Here is a 14320-nt window from a genome sequence, read left to right as displayed (position 1 = left end):
CGAACAACCACGCAAGGGAGTCGAAATGCGTTTGAACGTTGCCGAAGCCGCTCCGGGGCCGTACAAGGCGCTGCGGTCCGCCGAAACCGCCCTCGGGCACGGCCCGCTGTCGGCCACGATCCGCGAGCTGGTCAAGATCAGGGTTTCGCAGATCAACGGGTGCGTCTTCTGCGTGACCCTGCACAGCCGCGAGGCGCAGCGGATCGGGATCACCGAGGAGCGGCTCACCGAGCTGCCGGTGTGGCAGGAGTCCGAGCTGTTCAACGCCCAGGAGCGGGCGGCGCTGGACTACGCCGAGGCGGTGACCCGCGGTCACCTCGACGACGAGCGGTGGGAAGCCCTGCGCGAGGAGCTCTCCGAGGAGGAGATCGGCTACCTCGCGGTCCAGGTCGCCCACATCAACGCGCTGAACCGGATCGGGGCGCCCATGCGGATGAAGCCGCCGCGCCGCTGACCGGGTGAATGCCGGGGGAGGCCTGAAGATGTCCGGCCCGTGTGGTGTTGATGTCCGCGCATTCTGTTGAAGGTTGCAGCAAGCGATCGATCGGGAAGGGAGTGAGCGCAACGATGCCGATCTTCGTCACGGTGCAGCCCGACGAGAAGACCCACGCGGAATGCCTGATCCACGCCACGGGAACACCGATGCTGGCCATCCACGACCCGTCGGCGAGCGTGATGTTCACCGCCGGGCCGTCCGCTGAGGCCGCGCAGCACGCGGCCGTCTTCGCCAGCCGGTTGACCCAGGCGGGCAGGCAGTTCGAGTACGAAGCCCTTCGCCGCGCGTACGCCGAACCGGAACCGACGTGCGAGGTCGAGGCGTGACCCGCGCGCACCGGTAGGTCCTGGACCCGGCCGGTCGTCCATTCCCCCTCCCCCCATGACGACCGGTCGAAGGGCGGCGGGCCAGCCCCTCCCGCCGCCCTTTCAGGGGCTAGGCCGGCCCTTCGAAGCTGGAACCCGTTCAGGGCATCCCCCGTCTGATCCTGGTATCCCTGACCAAGGACGACGACAACACTGGGGAGGCGGGCATGGGAGAAGGCTTCAGCACCGGGCCCGACGACTTGCGCAAAGCGTCCAAGGAGCACATGGGCGCGATGATCCAGGACCTGGAGAAGGCCATCCAGCAGATCGCGAAGACGTCGGAGAAGATGGACGCCTTCACCGGCGGCGGCGAGATCTTCATGGACGCCCACGAGTACTACCAGGACGCGAAGGAATACCTGCTCCGCGTGCTGATGGACAACATCCAGAACATCGACCTGGACATCAGGGCGCTGCACGAGATCGCCGACCGGTACGAGTCGGTCGACCAGGCCTCCGCGGAAGGGTTGACGCGATGATCGGGCCGAGCGCCAAGCAGCAGGCGTGGCAGCAGCACATGGAGAAAAGCCTCCACGCCCTGCGCCTGAAGTGGAGCGAGCACGGGCTCGAATACATCCGCACCAGCAAGAACCTGGACGCCGAGGACCTCGGGCCCGCTCCGCCCGGCGGGTCGCCCAAGAAGAACCCGCCGCAGGTCGGCTACCCCGCGCACCACCCGCTGGAGATGCCGACCGACCGGTTGATGGCGGAGTGGAACAAGGTCGACCAGAAGCTGGTCGACCTGTTCACGGACAAGTTCCTGTCCGGCGACCTCGGGCACACCGACGACGTCATCGAGGACCTGTCCAAGGCGACCATCGGCGACCCGCTCCCCGAAACCATGATGCAGGAGAACGGAAACGCCCGGATCAGCCTGGGCGACTCGTCGGCGGACCACTTCAAGAAGCTGGACGCCCGCCTGGAGCAGTGGCGGGGGCAGGCCTACCTCGCCTTCTACGACCACCGGGTCGACCTGGAGAAGGCGCTGGCGATGTGCCAGGACCGGGTGGCCGCGCTGTGGCGTTCCTTCGTCCACTACAAGAAGGCGGTGCACGGCTTCAAGAAGGACATCCTCGAACTGATCAAGACGACCAACGATCAGGTCGAGAAGGGCGAGGCGGGCAATCCGCGGCTGAAGATGAACGCGGCCTCCATGGTCATGAACACCACGGCGGCGTTCGTCGGCGTGGCGGCGACGGTGGGGACAGGCGGCGGTGCGACGGCCGCCTGGGTGGCGGTCGGCGCGGCGGTCGGTTCGGGTGCTTTGGGCGACCAGATCCTGCGCGTCGGCGGAGAGCCGGACCTGCCGGGCAAGGCGATCGCGGACATGACCGAGGCCGGCGACCGGATCGTCGAGGAGGCAGAGAAGAACGCGCACCGGGTGAAGAAGGCGTTCCACGCGGTCACCGCGAGCGTCACGGGCGACAACCTGGTCAAGGTCCGCCCGCCGAGGTCGAACATCGTCAGAGGGGACTCCTTCGACCCGGATGAGTTCCATCACGAGGACCACGGCCCGGCGGAACGGCAGCGGGTGGACCGGGGCAAGCTGGTCGACGAGCCGAAGCCGCAGGGGGACAGGCGAAGCGACCACGAGATCAAGGACCCGGACAACCACGGGAAGCCGAAGGACGACGGGGACGCTTACAAGGAGCAGTGACGACGGGAGGGGCACCGGTGGACGCCGACGATGACCTGGAACGGCTCATGGCGGAGACCGGTGCCCAGGCCGACCACGCGATCGAGCAGGGGAACCGCCGCAGGCAGGCGCTGGAGTGGGCGAACAGCCAGATCGCCGCGGTCGAGGGAACGGCGGCGTCGGCGGACGGACTGATCCGCGCGACCGTGGACCAGTCCGGCATGCTGGTCGGGTTGGAGCTCTCGCCCCGGGTCCGGACGGCGAAGCCGGAGGACCTGTCGGACGCGATCATCGTGGTGGCACAGCGCGCGGTTGCCAACGCCCGCAGCCAGATCCGGGAAACCTACGCCAACCTGCAGAACGAGGGCGTGATCCGCGAGGTGCCCGAGGACCTGCCCCGGCCGCCGTCGGTGCGGAACGTCAGCGTCCCGCTGCAGCCCGAGCCATCGCCGGAACCGGCGTCGGACTGGAAACCCGCGCCGTCGGATTGGCAACCGGCCGGGGCGGAGTGGAAACCGGCCCCGATTTCCGAGGACTGGCGCCAAAGCACGCCGGTCGACCAGCCGGAACCGCCGCCCGCCCCGAGCCAGCCGGACGAGGACGGGCCGCCGGAAACCTGGCTGGACCGCAAAACGACCTGGTGAGCCTCAATGACCGCCGGAAGGCCGGGCGCACCCGCCTTCCATGTAGACGCCGTGCGCCTCGACCTCAGTCGCCGTCGTGGTCACCGAACCTTCCAGGCAAATCGGCAGCAAGTCGACGACGAAGTTCGTGCCCGCGGTCATCTCGGAAACGTCGACCGCCTGATATCCGAGCCCTGCCAAGGCGTTCCGAACGTCAGCCGCCCCGAGCCGCCCGTCCACGCGGAGCTGTTCGACGGCAGTCCGGATCTTCCCGGCTTCAGCCTCGCCCTTGCACCGCTCGTCCACGCTGAGCTTGCGTGTCTCGAGGTACGCGCGATTGTCGGCGTGGTTGGGCGGCATATCGCCGCGCGGGGCGGAGGAACTCTCGACCTGAGCTTCCGGGCACGGCGCTTCGGGAACCTCGGCCGCCTGCTCGCCGCACGCGGTAGCGGCGAACAGCAGGCTGGAAGCGATGATGACGCGCGACGCAGTCATGGTCCGATCATGTCGGAAAGTCGAAGGATTGGGGAACCGATGGGCACTTTGGGCCTGATCGGCTCGGCGGCCGACGGCGTGGAGAAGATCCGCCCAGCGCTGATCGAACCCGCGATAGCCCGAGGCTGGCAGGTCGCGGTCACGCTGACGCCGACGGCCGGAACCTGGTTGCAGGCCAACGGAGAACTCCAGCGCATCGAGGACGTGACGGGCCTGCCCTGCCGAACCACGCCGCGCCTGCCGACGGAGGACAAGCCGCACCCACCGATCGACTGCTACCTCGTCTGCCCCGCAACGGCGAACACAGTCGCCAAACTCGCCCTCGGCCTCGCCGACAACCAGGCCCTGACAGCGGCCTGCGAAGTCATCGGAGCCCGCACTGTCCCGGTGATCGTCGTCCCGAAGATCAACACCGCCCACGCCGGCCACCCCGCGTGGACCTCCCACGTCGACGCCCTCCGCAGCGCCGGCGTGTTGGTGTTGGCCGACGACCCGCTTCCGGCCCCGGGGACGGAAGCGGACCGGGACCTCCCGTGGACGAAGATCCTCGACGCCGTCGCGTCAGTTATGGAGTAGCTGCTCCGCGCGGGCGAGTACGGAGTCGACCGAGGCACGCCCGTTCGTGGTGACCCATGAGACACGGAGGCCGGGGCGGACCCGCTTGCGACCGACGCGCATCGGCCAGCTCGTGACCTCCCGGGCTTGCTCGGCGATCTCTTCACCGGTGCCGCCCGGGTGCTCCGCGACCACGGCGAACTCGTCCCCGCCGTACCGGAAAACGGTGTAGCTGTCGCTCATCCCTTCACACAGCCGACCGGCGAGTGTGGTGAGCAGCTCGTCGCCGCGCTCGAAGCCGTGCTCGGTGTTGAAGGCGGAGAGCTGATGCACGTCGAGCAGCACCAGCGTGGTCAGCGTGCCGCGGGTTCGGGAGCGGGTCAGTGACTGTTCGAGCCGGTCCAGCAGCAGATCGCGGCCAGGCAGCTGGGTAAGCGGGTCGAGCAGGTCCGTGCGGGGCCAATCGGCGATGTTCGCCGCTGTGACGGTGCCCGGCTCTTCGAGGACCGCCGTCCCAGCAACGGAATACCTACCCACCGCAACCACTCCGGCCGTGCCGCCGCGGCGAACGTGCTCAGTTGCCGTGCGCTCTTGCGCGGAGTGTTGTGCTGCTCTTTGCGCACCACGCACCACACCAGCGCGGCGGAGCACGTCGGCAAGCCCGTTGTGCGGGTCGAACGTGCTCTGACGGGAGTCGGCGTCGTAGGCCCGCTGCACCAACTCACGGGCATCGTCGGTAGCGCTCATGATCGTTCGCCTCCCCCGTAGAGCTGGTGGATCAATGGCTTCAGGTGTCCACGTAGTCGTTCGATCTGCGTTCGTACCGTTGATTCGCTGATGGCCAAAGCCTCCGCGATCTCCTGGTACGGCCACTCTTCGACGAAGTACAGCACTCCGACGCTGCGCCGGTGAGCCGGCTGCTGTTCGATCAGGTCCCGGACTGCCTTGAACACCGACAGTTCGTTGAGCACCTTGTCGAATCCAGGATCAACGGCAGGGCAGTCGTTCTCGTCGTCGATGGCATCCCAGTCGCGCAGGCGCCGGTACCAGTCGGCGAGCTTCTTCGCGGCGATCCCGATTACATAGCGACGATTGTCCTCCTGGGAAGCATGCCGGCGCTTCGGCCAGCACTCCAGCATCGCCACGTAGGCTTGCTGGCTGATTTCCTCGCCCAGGTGCGAATTGCCCGCAGCCATCCTGGTAATCACGCGAACAACCTGCTCGGCGGTAGCCAGGTAGAACTCCTCGAACGGCTCGCCAGGCTCCTCAGGGCCGAACATGGTCTGTTTCCGGCTCGTCGGCGGCCATCGCCCCGCGCCCGGGCGACGGCGCCGCGGTGACCTCGGTGGTGGACCCGTCCGCATCCCGATCAACAACCCGGAAGCCGGAACGCGCCTCGAACGCAAGTCGTTCGAGACTGGCCCGCCGCAGCCGACTGCGATGCAAAGCGATGAGGTCGCGCAACAGGACAACGCACGCCGACCCCAGCACGGCCACCAGTGCCCAAACGGTGATCATCCGTCTCCGTCCTCCCAGTCCCTTCCATCTGACAGGAACTCGCGACGAAAGCCCGTTTCGTCTACAGGAGGCGCCCAAGATTCACGCGTTCGGGCCAGATGCCCACCCGCGCGGTCCAGAAACGACGAAGGCCCAGGTCGTTGACCTGGGCCTTCGCCAAGAGAGCGGATGACGGGAATCGAACCCGCGTTCTCAGCTTGGGAAGCTGATGTTCTACCATTGAACTACATCCGCACTGCCGCTCGCGGCGTGTGACAGCCTAGCACGGCGGCCGTCGAAGATCGGTAACCGGCTGCCCGATACGCTTGACCGGTGTTGCTGAGTGACCGGGACCTGCGCAAAGAGCTCGCCGACGGACGTCTGGAGCTGGATCCCTTCGACGCCGCCATGATCCAGCCGTCGAGCATCGACGTGCGGCTGGATCGCTACTTCCGGGTGTTCGACAACACCAAGTACACCCACATCGATCCCTCGCAGCAGCAGGACGAGCTGACCTCGCTGCGGGAGGTGCCCGACGGGGAGCCCTTCGTGCTGCACCCCGGGGAGTTCGTGCTCGGGTCGACCTTCGAGCTCGTCAGCCTGCCGGACGATCTCGCGGGCCGCCTGGAGGGCAAGTCCTCGCTCGGGCGGCTCGGGCTGCTGACCCACTCCACCGCCGGGTTCATCGACCCCGGGTTCACCGGGCACATCACGCTCGAACTCTCCAACGTCGCCAACCTGCCGATCACGTTGTGGCCCGGCATGAAGATCGGGCAACTCTGCCTGTTCCGGCTCTCCAGCCCCGCCGACCACCCCTACGGCTCGCGGGAGGCCGGTTCGCGGTACCAGGGCCAGCGGGGCCCGACCCCTTCGCGCGCGTACCTGAACTTCGTCCGCGCCGACACCAGGCGGTAGTCGCTCCGACTCGGTCCGTTGCCACTGGTCAGGCGATCTGGTCCGATTCAGCTCCGGTGTGTTCAGGGTCACTCTGAATCGTGGAAGTCAAGTTCGGGTTCAGAACTTACGGTGTCGGGGCCCGACGCACTGGAACGATCACGCAAAGGGGCTGATCGGCGGGCGGGCACCGGGAGAACTCGATGTCGGTATCGCAGTCGCGAGCCCCTGGCGCTTCGACCGAACACCTGGGGCACGTGGTGATGATCGCCGGGGCGGCGGCCCTCGGCGGGTTCCTCTTCGGCTACGACACCTCCGTCATCAACGGCGGTGTCGACGCCATCCAGGCCCACTTCCAGGTCGGTTCCGCGATGACCGGGCTGACCGTCTCGTCCGCCCTGCTCGGTTCCGCCGTCGGCGCCGGGATCGCGGGCGGGCTGGCCGACCGGATCGGCCGCATCCGCGTCATGCAGCTCGCCGCCGTGCTGTTCATCATCAGCGCCGTCGGTTCCGCGGTGCCGTTCGCGATCTGGGACCTGGCGCTGTGGCGGGTGGTCGGCGGTGTCGCCATCGGCATCGCGTCGGTGATCGCCCCGGCCTACATCGCCGAGGTCGCGCCCGCGGCCTACCGCGGCAGGCTCGCTTCGCTGCAACAGCTCGCGATCGTGCTGGGCATCGCCGTGTCGCAGCTGGTGAACTTCGGCCTCGCCGCCGCTGCCGGCGGCAGCGCCTCCGGGATGCTCGGGCCGTTGCAGGCGTGGCAGTGGATGCTCGGCGCCGCTGCCGTTCCCGCGGTGATCTACCTGGTCGTCGCCTCCGCCATCCCCGAGTCGCCGCGCTACCTGGTCGCGGCAGGCAAGGCCGACCGCGCCCGCGAGGTGCTGGCCAAGATCGAGGGCGGCGATCCGGACGAGAAGATCGCCGAGATCCGCGGCGCGCTGGGCGGCGAGCACAAGCCCCGGCTCAGCGACCTCAAGGGCCGCTTCGGCGTGCTGCCGATCGTCTGGGTCGGCATGGCGATCGCCGCGCTGCAGCAGTTCGTCGGCATCAACGTGATCTTCTACTACTCGTCGTCGCTGTGGCAGTCGGTCGGCATCGATGAGAGCAACTCGCTGCTGCTGAGCCTGTTCACCTCGATCGTCAACATCGTCGGCACCTTCATCGCCATCGCGCTGGTCGACAAGATCGGCCGCAAGCCGCTGCTGGTGATCGGTTCGCTGGGCATGGCCGTGTCGCTGGCCGTGACCGGCTGGGCGTTCAGCTTCGCCGAGGTCGTCGGCGAGGACGCGCACCTGCCGTACCAGTGGGGCGTGGTCGCGCTGATCTCGGCGAGCGCGTTCGTGCTGTTCTTCGCCGGCTCGTGGGGCGTGGTGATGTGGGTGCTGCTGGGCGAGATGTTCCCGGCCCGGATCCGCGCCGCCGCGCTGGCCGTCGGCACCGCGACCAACTGGGTCGCGAACTGGCTGGTGACCGTGAGCTTCCCGAGCCTGCGCGACTGGAACCTGCCCGCCACGTACTTCATGTACGCGGTGTTCGCGCTGCTCTCGCTGGTGTTCGTGGTCAAGTACCTGAAGGAGACCAACGGCCGCTCCCTGGAGGAGATGGGCAGCTGACCAGCCCTTTCCTCCGAAATCGCCCCCGGCTCGAAGTCGGGGGCGATTTTTTTCGCACCTCGGGAACAAACCCGCACCCTCGGACGTATTAGGTACCGTACGCCGTACGAAAGGGAGCGCCTTGACCACCGAGATCCAGCCCTTCCGCATCGACATCCCGCAGGCCGACCTCGACGACCTGCGCGAACGCCTGGCCCGCGTCCGGTGGCCGGACGAGCTCCCCGGTCTCGGCTGGGAGCACGGCGCGCCGGTCGGCTACCTCCGGGACCTCGCCGAGCACTGGCGCACCGGCTACGACTGGCGCGCGCAGGAGGCGCGCCTCAACCAGCACCCGCAGTTCACCACCGAGATCGACGGTGCCCGCGTGCACTTCCTGCACGTCCGCTCGCCGCGGCCGGACGCGCTGCCACTGGTCATCACGCACGGCTGGCCCAGCTCGGTCGCCGAGTTCCTCGACGTCATCGGCCCGCTGACCGACCCGCCCGCGGGCGAGCAGGCGTTCCACCTGGTCATCCCGGCGCCTCCCGGCTACGGGTTCTCCGGCCCGACGCGCGAGCTGGGCTGGGGCACGCGCCGGATCGCCGAGGCGTGGGCGGAGCTGATGCGCAGGCTCGGCTACGACCGCTACGCCGCGCAGGGCGGCGACTGGGCGTCGTGGATCTCCCGCGAGCTGGCGCTGGTGGCGCCCGAGAACGTGGTCGGCGTGCACACCAACGGCCTGATCACCTTCCCGTCCGGCGATCCGGCCGAGATGGAGGGGCTGACCGACTTCGCCCGCATGGGCGCGTGGGACCGGTACATGAAGGAGCTCTACGGCTACAAGCTGATCCAGTCCACCAAGCCGCTGTCGCTGGCCTACGCGCTCACCGACTCGCCCGTCGGCCAGCTCGCGTGGATCGTCGGCGCGCTCCGGGAATGGACCGACTGGGAGCGCGCGGCCGTCGACCGCGACCGCATCCTCACCACCGCGATGCTGTACTGGCTGACTGGGACCGCGCACTCCTCGGCGCGGTCGTTCGTGGAAACGCCGGACACCTCCGAGCACGCGGCGGAGGAAGGCGTGATCGACCAGTTGCAGAAGGGCACCGTGCCGCACGCGGTCGCGGTGTTCCCGAAGGACATCCTGGCCCCGGTGCGGCGTTTCGCCGAGCGGGACAACAACATCGTGCGCTGGACCGAGCACGACCGGGGCGGCACGTTCCCCGCGATGGAGCAGCCCGATCTCTACGTCGCCGACGTCCGCGCGTTCTTCGGAGGTCTTGCCCGGTGAGGTTCGAGGCGGCGGAACCGCCGCGCGATTCGAGGCTGGTCCTCGAAGACGGGACCAGGATGCGGGTGCTGGAGGCGGTCCCGCTGTTGCAGCGGGCCGACGCTCCTCCGGAGCGGTTCTGGGCGGCGGTCGCGGTGCTGGCGCTGCGGCTGGTCGCCCGGGGCCGGATCGTGCCGAGCGTGGCGACCGGCGGTTTCGACGCCTGGCGCGTCGGACCGCTGGACCCGGAGGACGCCGAGTGCGTCCGGCGGCTGGCCGCGCACCAGCCGGTCGAGCTCGTCCGCGCGTTCCTGGACGCCGTCGCCGACGAGCTGCCCCGCACCGCGGATTCCGCCGGTGTCGAGCCACATCCGGTCGGCGACGACGTGCGGCTCTCGCTGCGGCTGGAGATCGAGCCGGACGGGCCGTCGCGGGCGGTCGTGCAGGCGCACAGCCTCGCCGATCCCGCGCGGGTCGTCGACGCGCGCGAGCTCCCGCCCGGCGACGTCGTGCCCGCGCTCCGCCGCGCGGCGCGGACGTGGCCGCCGCTGGAGCGGCTGCTCGACGACGCCGTGCCGGACGCACTTCCGCTGGACGACGACGAAATCGAGGACCTGCTCAGCGGCGCGGCGGCCCGTCTCGCCGGGGCCGGAGTCGACGTGCATTGGCCCAAGGAGCTGGTGCGCGACGTCCGCCCGTTCGTCCACGCCTCCGGCAGGTCCTTTGTGGACGACATGCGGTTCGAGTGGGGGCTGTCGGTCGACGGCGAGCCGCTGTCCGAGGCGGAGCTGGACGAACTCGCCTCGGCGCAGCGGCCGATCGTACGGCTGCGCGGCAGGTGGGCGCTCGTCGATGCAGGAACCGCCCGCAGGGCGGGGAATCGCGAGCTGGAACCCGCGCTCGGGGCGCTGGTGTCGGGGAGCACCGAGGTCGACGGGGCGGAGGTCGAGGTCCGCGGGATGGACGCGCTGCGGAAGCAGCTGACCGCGGAGTCCGAGATCCCGCAACCGCCGGGGCTGAACGCCACCCTGCGGCACTACCAGCTCGACGGGCTGCGGTGGCTGGACCGGCTGCTTTCGCTCGGGCTCGGCGGCTGCCTGGCCGACGACATGGGGCTGGGCAAGACGATCACGCTCATCGCGGTGCACCTGCACCGGGGCGGCGGACCGGCGCTGATCGTCTGCCCCGCGTCGCTGCTGGGCAACTGGGAGCGCGAGATCGAGCGCTTCGCGCCCGGCGTCGGGGTGCGCAGGTTCCACGGCACGCGGCGATCTCTCGATGACGTCAGGGGATTCGTGCTGACCACGTACGGAACGTTGCGGGTCGACGCCGAAGCGCTGGCCGGGGTCAGGTGGGGCATGGTGGTTGCCGACGAGGCGCAGCACGTGAAGAACCACCGGTCCGGTACGGCGAAAGCCCTGCGCGCGATCCCTTGCCGCGCGCGCGTCGCGCTCACCGGAACACCGGTGGAGAACGACCTCGCGGATCTTTGGTCCATCTTGGACTGGACGACTCCGGGGCTCCTGGGCACGGCGGCCGAGTTCCGGCGTCACTGGGTCCGCCGCATCGAGCAGGAACCCGGTGCGGCGCAACGGTTCTCGCGACTGGTCCGGCCCTTCCTGCTGCGTCGCCGCAAGTCCGATCCGGGCGTCGCGCCGGAACTGCCACCGAAGACCGAGACCGACCTGCCGGTGCAGCTGACGCCGGAGCAGGCCGGGCTGTACGCGGCCGTGGTGCGCGAAACCATGGCCGAGATCCGGGAGAGCGAGGGCATCCAGCGGCGCGGCCTGGTCGTCCGGTTGCTGACCTCGTTGAAGCAGATCTGCAACCACCCGGCGCATTTCCTGGGCGGGGGCGAACTCGAAGGCCGGTCGGGGAAGCTGGAGCTGCTCGACGAGCTGCTCGGCACGATCCTGGCCGAAGGCGGATCGGTGCTGGTGTTCACGCAGTACGTCGAGATGGCGAAGCTGCTCGAACGGCACCTCGCCGGGCAGGACATCGCGACGCGGCTGCTGCACGGCGGAACGCCGGTGCCGCAGCGGGAGCGGATGGTGCGCGAGTTCCAGGAAGGCGCGGTGCCGGTGTTCCTGCTGTCGCTCAAGGCTGCCGGGACCGGGCTCAACCTGACCAGGGCGGACCACGTCGTGCACTACGACCGCTGGTGGAACCCGGCGGTGGAGGACCAGGCCACCGACCGCGCCCACCGCATCGGCCGGACCAGGCCGGTGCAGGTGCACCGGATGATCACCGAGGGCACGGTCGAGGACCGGATCGCCGGGATGCTGCACCGGAAGCGGTCGCTGGCCGAGTCCGTGCTGGCCTCCGGCGAGGCCGCGCTGACCGAGCTCTCCGACGCCGAACTGGCCGAGCTGGTCGGGCCGGGAGGTGCGCGATGAACGATCGGGTGCGCGGATTTCCCGCCTTCCCCAAGGGAACCCGGCGGCGCAGCCGGTTCGCCCGGACCTGGTGGGGCAACGCGTGGTTGCGGGCGGTGGAGGACACCGCGCTCGACCCGGACCAGCTGGTGCACGGCCGCCGGTACGCGTTCGGCGGGCACGTCGGACCGATCGCGGTCAGCCCGGGGCGGATCGCGGCGACCGTCAGCGGGGAGGCGGGCGAGCACCGCACCGAGCTGGTGCTCGAAGAACTGTCCGAAGTGGAATGGGACCGGTTCCTGGAGCGGGTTTCGGCCCGTTCCGGGCACATCGCGGCGCTGCTCGAAGGCGAGATGCCCGAGGAGCTGGTCGCCTCCGCCGACGACGCGGGTGTCCGGCTGCTGCCGGGCATCGGTGACCTGGAGCCGGACTGCGACTGCCCGGACTTCGAGCACCCGTGCAGGCACGCCGCCGCGCTCAGCTACCAGGCGTCCTGGCTGCTCGACGCCGATCCGTTCGTGCTGCTGCTGATGCGCGGCAAGGGACGGCGGGAGCTGCTGGAGCGGCTTCGGGTCTCTTCTGCTGTCGAGCCGACGCGGCTGGCCGATGCCGCTTCGGAGCGGGCGCGGGCACTCCTGGAGGGGTGGCCGGAGTCCGAAGCGTTGCTGAACAGGTTCATCTGATCGATGCGGAGACGGGGCGGGCGTTTCTTCTCGCGTCAGCCGCGGAACCGCCCGATCACGGCCGCGTAGCTGTCGGGGCGGGGGCCAAGGCGCACCTGGGCCTCACGCCGACCGAGTACCGGCGGTCCTTCACCCGCCCCCGAAAAGCGCTGGAGGGGTGGACCCGGCCCGGGCCCACCCCTCCAGCGGAATCCGCGTCAGGCTTCCGCGGTCTCCGGTTCCTTCTTGTCGTTGGTGCCGCGTTTGACGGCGTTGAGCAGGAGTTGGGCGACGTCGACGACCTCGATGCTTTCGGAGGCGGTCTGTTCGTTCTGGCGGGCGGTCACGCCGTCGGTGAGCATGACCTTGCAGAACGGGCAGCCGGTCGCGATCTTCGACGGCGCGGTCCCGAGGGCTTCGTCGACGCGTTCGAGGTTGATGCGCTTGCCGACGCGTTCCTCCATCCACATCCGCGCACCACCCGCGCCACAGCACATCGACCGGTCGGCGTGCCGCGGCATCTCGCGGAAGGTGGCGCCGGAGGCGTTCACCAGGTCCCGCGGCGGGGTGTAGACCTTGTTGTGCCGGCCCAGGTAGCAGGGGTCGTGGTAGGTGACGTCCTCGGCCACCGGCGCCACCGGGATCAGCCGCTTCTCCCGCACCAGCTTGTTGAGCAGCTGGGTGTGGTGCACGACCTCGAAGTCCCCGCCCAGCTGCGAGTACTCGTTGGCCAGCGAGTTGAAGCAGTGCGCACACGTGGCGACGATCTTGCGCTTGCCCGGCTCACGGCCCTCGAACACCGAGTTGAGGACCTCGACGTTTTGCTGGGCCAGCATCTGGAAGATGAACTCGTTGCCCGCACGCCGCGCGGGGTCACCGGTGCAGGTCTCCTCCGGACCGAGCACCGTGTAGTTCACCCCGGCGATGTGCAGCAACTCCGCCACCGCACGGGTCGTCTTCTTCGCCCGGTCCTCGAACGCCCCGGCGCAGCCGACCCAGAACAGGTACTCGACATCGTCGGCGAGCTCACCGTCGAACACCGGCACCTCGAAGTCCAGGTCCTCGGTCCAGGCGAGGCGGTCCTTGGCGTTCTGGCCCCACGGGTTGCCCTTGTTCTCCAGGTTCTTGAACATCCCCCCGAGCTCGGTGGGGAAGTTCGACTCGATCATCACCTGGTAGCGGCGCATGTCCACGATGTGGTCGACGTGCTCGATGTCGACCGGGCACTGCTCCACGCACGCACCGCAGGAGGTGCAGGCCCACAGCACCTCGGGGTCGATCACACCCAGCTCGTCCGGGCCGCCCACCAGCGGGCGTTCGGCCTCGGCCAGCGCGAGCGCGTCGATCTTCGCGAGCTTCTCCTCAGCCCCGTCGCCGGTGATACCGACCTCGTCACCGGCCATGTCCTTGCGGCCACCGGCCAACAGGTAGGGGGCCTTGGCGTAGGCGTGATCCCGCAGCGAGGTGATCACCAGCTTCGGCGACAACGGCTTGGCGGTGTTCCACGCCGGGCACTGCGACTGGCACCGGCCGCACTCCGTGCACGTGGTGAAGTCCAGCCAGCCCTTCCACGAGAAGTCCTCGATCTTGCCCGCACCGAACACATCGGTGTCCGGGTCAGCCTCCTCGAAATCCAGCGGCTTGCCCGCCGACATCATCGGCTTGACCGCACCCAGCGCCACATCACCGTCAGCCTCGCGCTTGAAGTAGATGTTGAAAAACGCCGAGAACCGGTGCCAGGCGATACCCATCGTCATGGTCCGGGAGATCACGATCAGCCAGACCGTGGCGCTCATCAGCTTGACGAAGGCGAACACCGACACCAGGGCCGGGCTGGCGGGCAGCAGCGCGCCGACCGGG

At 69.1% G+C, this 14320-nt stretch carries 16 protein-coding genes and 1 tRNA gene; 11 read left to right on the top strand and 6 right to left on the bottom strand.

Translation table 11 applies throughout. From position 1 onward, the window contains the following. Nucleotides 1-25 precede the first annotated feature (25 nt). From ABD691_RS29550 to ABD691_RS29530, 5 genes are all read left to right on the top strand, one after another. A complete protein-coding gene (locus ABD691_RS29550; protein ID WP_344685313.1) occupies nt 26-454 on the top strand; it encodes a carboxymuconolactone decarboxylase family protein in 429 nt (142 codons plus the stop codon). A gap of 113 nt (nt 455-567) precedes the next feature. After that, on the top strand, nt 568-822 hold the full coding sequence (locus ABD691_RS29545) for a hypothetical protein (RefSeq protein WP_344685311.1): 255 nt from the start codon (nt 568-570) through the stop codon (nt 820-822). Nucleotides 823-1028: 206 nt separating this feature from the next. Next, nucleotides 1029-1340, top strand: a complete 312-nt coding sequence (locus ABD691_RS29540; protein WP_344685309.1) for a hypothetical protein — start codon at nt 1029-1031, stop codon at nt 1338-1340. Continuing rightward, on the top strand, nt 1337-2518 hold the full coding sequence (locus tag ABD691_RS29535) for a hypothetical protein (protein ID WP_344685308.1): 1182 nt from the start codon (nt 1337-1339) through the stop codon (nt 2516-2518). Before ABD691_RS29540 ends, ABD691_RS29535 begins: the two co-directional genes overlap by 4 nt. Nucleotides 2519-2535: 17 nt before the next feature. Beyond that, nucleotides 2536-3141 (top strand): YbaB/EbfC family nucleoid-associated protein, encoded by a 606-nt coding sequence (locus ABD691_RS29530; RefSeq protein WP_344685306.1) that lies wholly within the window; start codon nt 2536-2538, stop codon nt 3139-3141. 3 nt (nt 3142-3144) lie between these two features. Here ABD691_RS29530 and ABD691_RS29525 read toward each other — a convergent pair whose 3' ends face one another. Beyond that, a complete protein-coding gene (locus ABD691_RS29525; protein WP_344685303.1) occupies nt 3145-3615 on the bottom strand; it encodes a hypothetical protein in 471 nt (156 codons plus the stop codon). Nucleotides 3616-3654: 39 nt separating this feature from the next. On the opposite strand from ABD691_RS29525, the gene ABD691_RS29520 reads away from it, so the two are divergent. Next, nucleotides 3655-4191 carry a flavoprotein gene (locus ABD691_RS29520; RefSeq protein WP_344685301.1) on the top strand — a complete coding sequence of 179 codons (537 nt, stop codon included), beginning with the start codon at nt 3655-3657 and terminating at the stop codon, nt 4189-4191. Here the strand turns inward: ABD691_RS29520 and ABD691_RS29515 are convergent. The 4 genes from ABD691_RS29515 to ABD691_RS29500 form a co-directional block, all read right to left on the bottom strand. Further along, on the bottom strand, nt 4177-4917 hold the full coding sequence (locus ABD691_RS29515) for a GGDEF domain-containing protein (protein ID WP_344685299.1): 741 nt from the start codon (nt 4915-4917) through the stop codon (nt 4177-4179). The genes ABD691_RS29520 and ABD691_RS29515 overlap by 15 nt on opposite strands. Further along, nucleotides 4914-5450, bottom strand: coding sequence for an RNA polymerase sigma factor (locus ABD691_RS29510; RefSeq protein WP_344685297.1), 537 nt, complete (start codon nt 5448-5450; stop codon nt 4914-4916). The genes ABD691_RS29515 and ABD691_RS29510 overlap by 4 nt, the downstream gene beginning before the upstream one ends. After that, the gene (locus ABD691_RS29505; RefSeq protein WP_344685295.1) at nt 5437-5688 is read right to left on the bottom strand and encodes a hypothetical protein; all 252 of its coding nucleotides are present in this window, start codon (nt 5686-5688) and stop codon (nt 5437-5439) included. Before ABD691_RS29505 ends, ABD691_RS29510 begins: the two co-directional genes overlap by 14 nt. Nucleotides 5689-5851: 163 nt before the next feature. Continuing rightward, nucleotides 5852-5922, bottom strand: a tRNA-Gly gene (locus ABD691_RS29500). A gap of 78 nt (nt 5923-6000) precedes the next feature. Here ABD691_RS29500 and dcd point away from each other — a divergent pair. The 5 genes from dcd to ABD691_RS29475 all read left to right on the top strand — a co-directional run bounded on the left by dcd (nt 6001) and on the right by ABD691_RS29475 (nt 12481). After that, on the top strand, nt 6001-6582 hold the full coding sequence (gene dcd, locus ABD691_RS29495) for a dCTP deaminase (protein WP_344685293.1): 582 nt from the start codon (nt 6001-6003) through the stop codon (nt 6580-6582). A gap of 182 nt (nt 6583-6764) precedes the next feature. Continuing rightward, nucleotides 6765-8174, top strand: a complete 1410-nt coding sequence (locus ABD691_RS29490) for a sugar porter family MFS transporter (protein ID WP_344685292.1) — start codon at nt 6765-6767, stop codon at nt 8172-8174. A 121-nt stretch (nt 8175-8295) separates the two neighbouring features. After that, entirely contained in the window at nt 8296-9444 is a 1149-nt protein-coding gene (locus ABD691_RS29485; RefSeq protein WP_344685291.1) for an epoxide hydrolase family protein, read from the top strand. Nucleotides 9445-9503: 59 nt separating this feature from the next. Continuing rightward, complete coding sequence (locus ABD691_RS29480; RefSeq protein WP_344685464.1) at nt 9504-11819, top strand: DEAD/DEAH box helicase; 2316 nt, start codon at nt 9504-9506, stop codon at nt 11817-11819. After that, the gene (locus tag ABD691_RS29475; RefSeq protein WP_344685289.1) at nt 11816-12481 is read left to right on the top strand and encodes an SWIM zinc finger family protein; all 666 of its coding nucleotides are present in this window, start codon (nt 11816-11818) and stop codon (nt 12479-12481) included. The genes ABD691_RS29480 and ABD691_RS29475 overlap by 4 nt, the downstream gene beginning before the upstream one ends. A 197-nt stretch (nt 12482-12678) precedes the next feature. Here the strand turns inward: ABD691_RS29475 and ABD691_RS29470 are convergent. Then, on the bottom strand, nt 12679-14320 hold a 1642-nt coding region (locus ABD691_RS29470; protein WP_344685287.1), incomplete at its 5' end, for a (Fe-S)-binding protein.

The organism is Saccharopolyspora taberi, assembly GCF_039534165.1.
Lineage (GTDB): Bacteria > Actinomycetota > Actinomycetes > Mycobacteriales > Pseudonocardiaceae > Saccharopolyspora_D > Saccharopolyspora_D taberi.
Note: the sequence above shows the minus strand (reverse complement) of the source record. Positions and strands in the feature narration are given on the sequence as shown.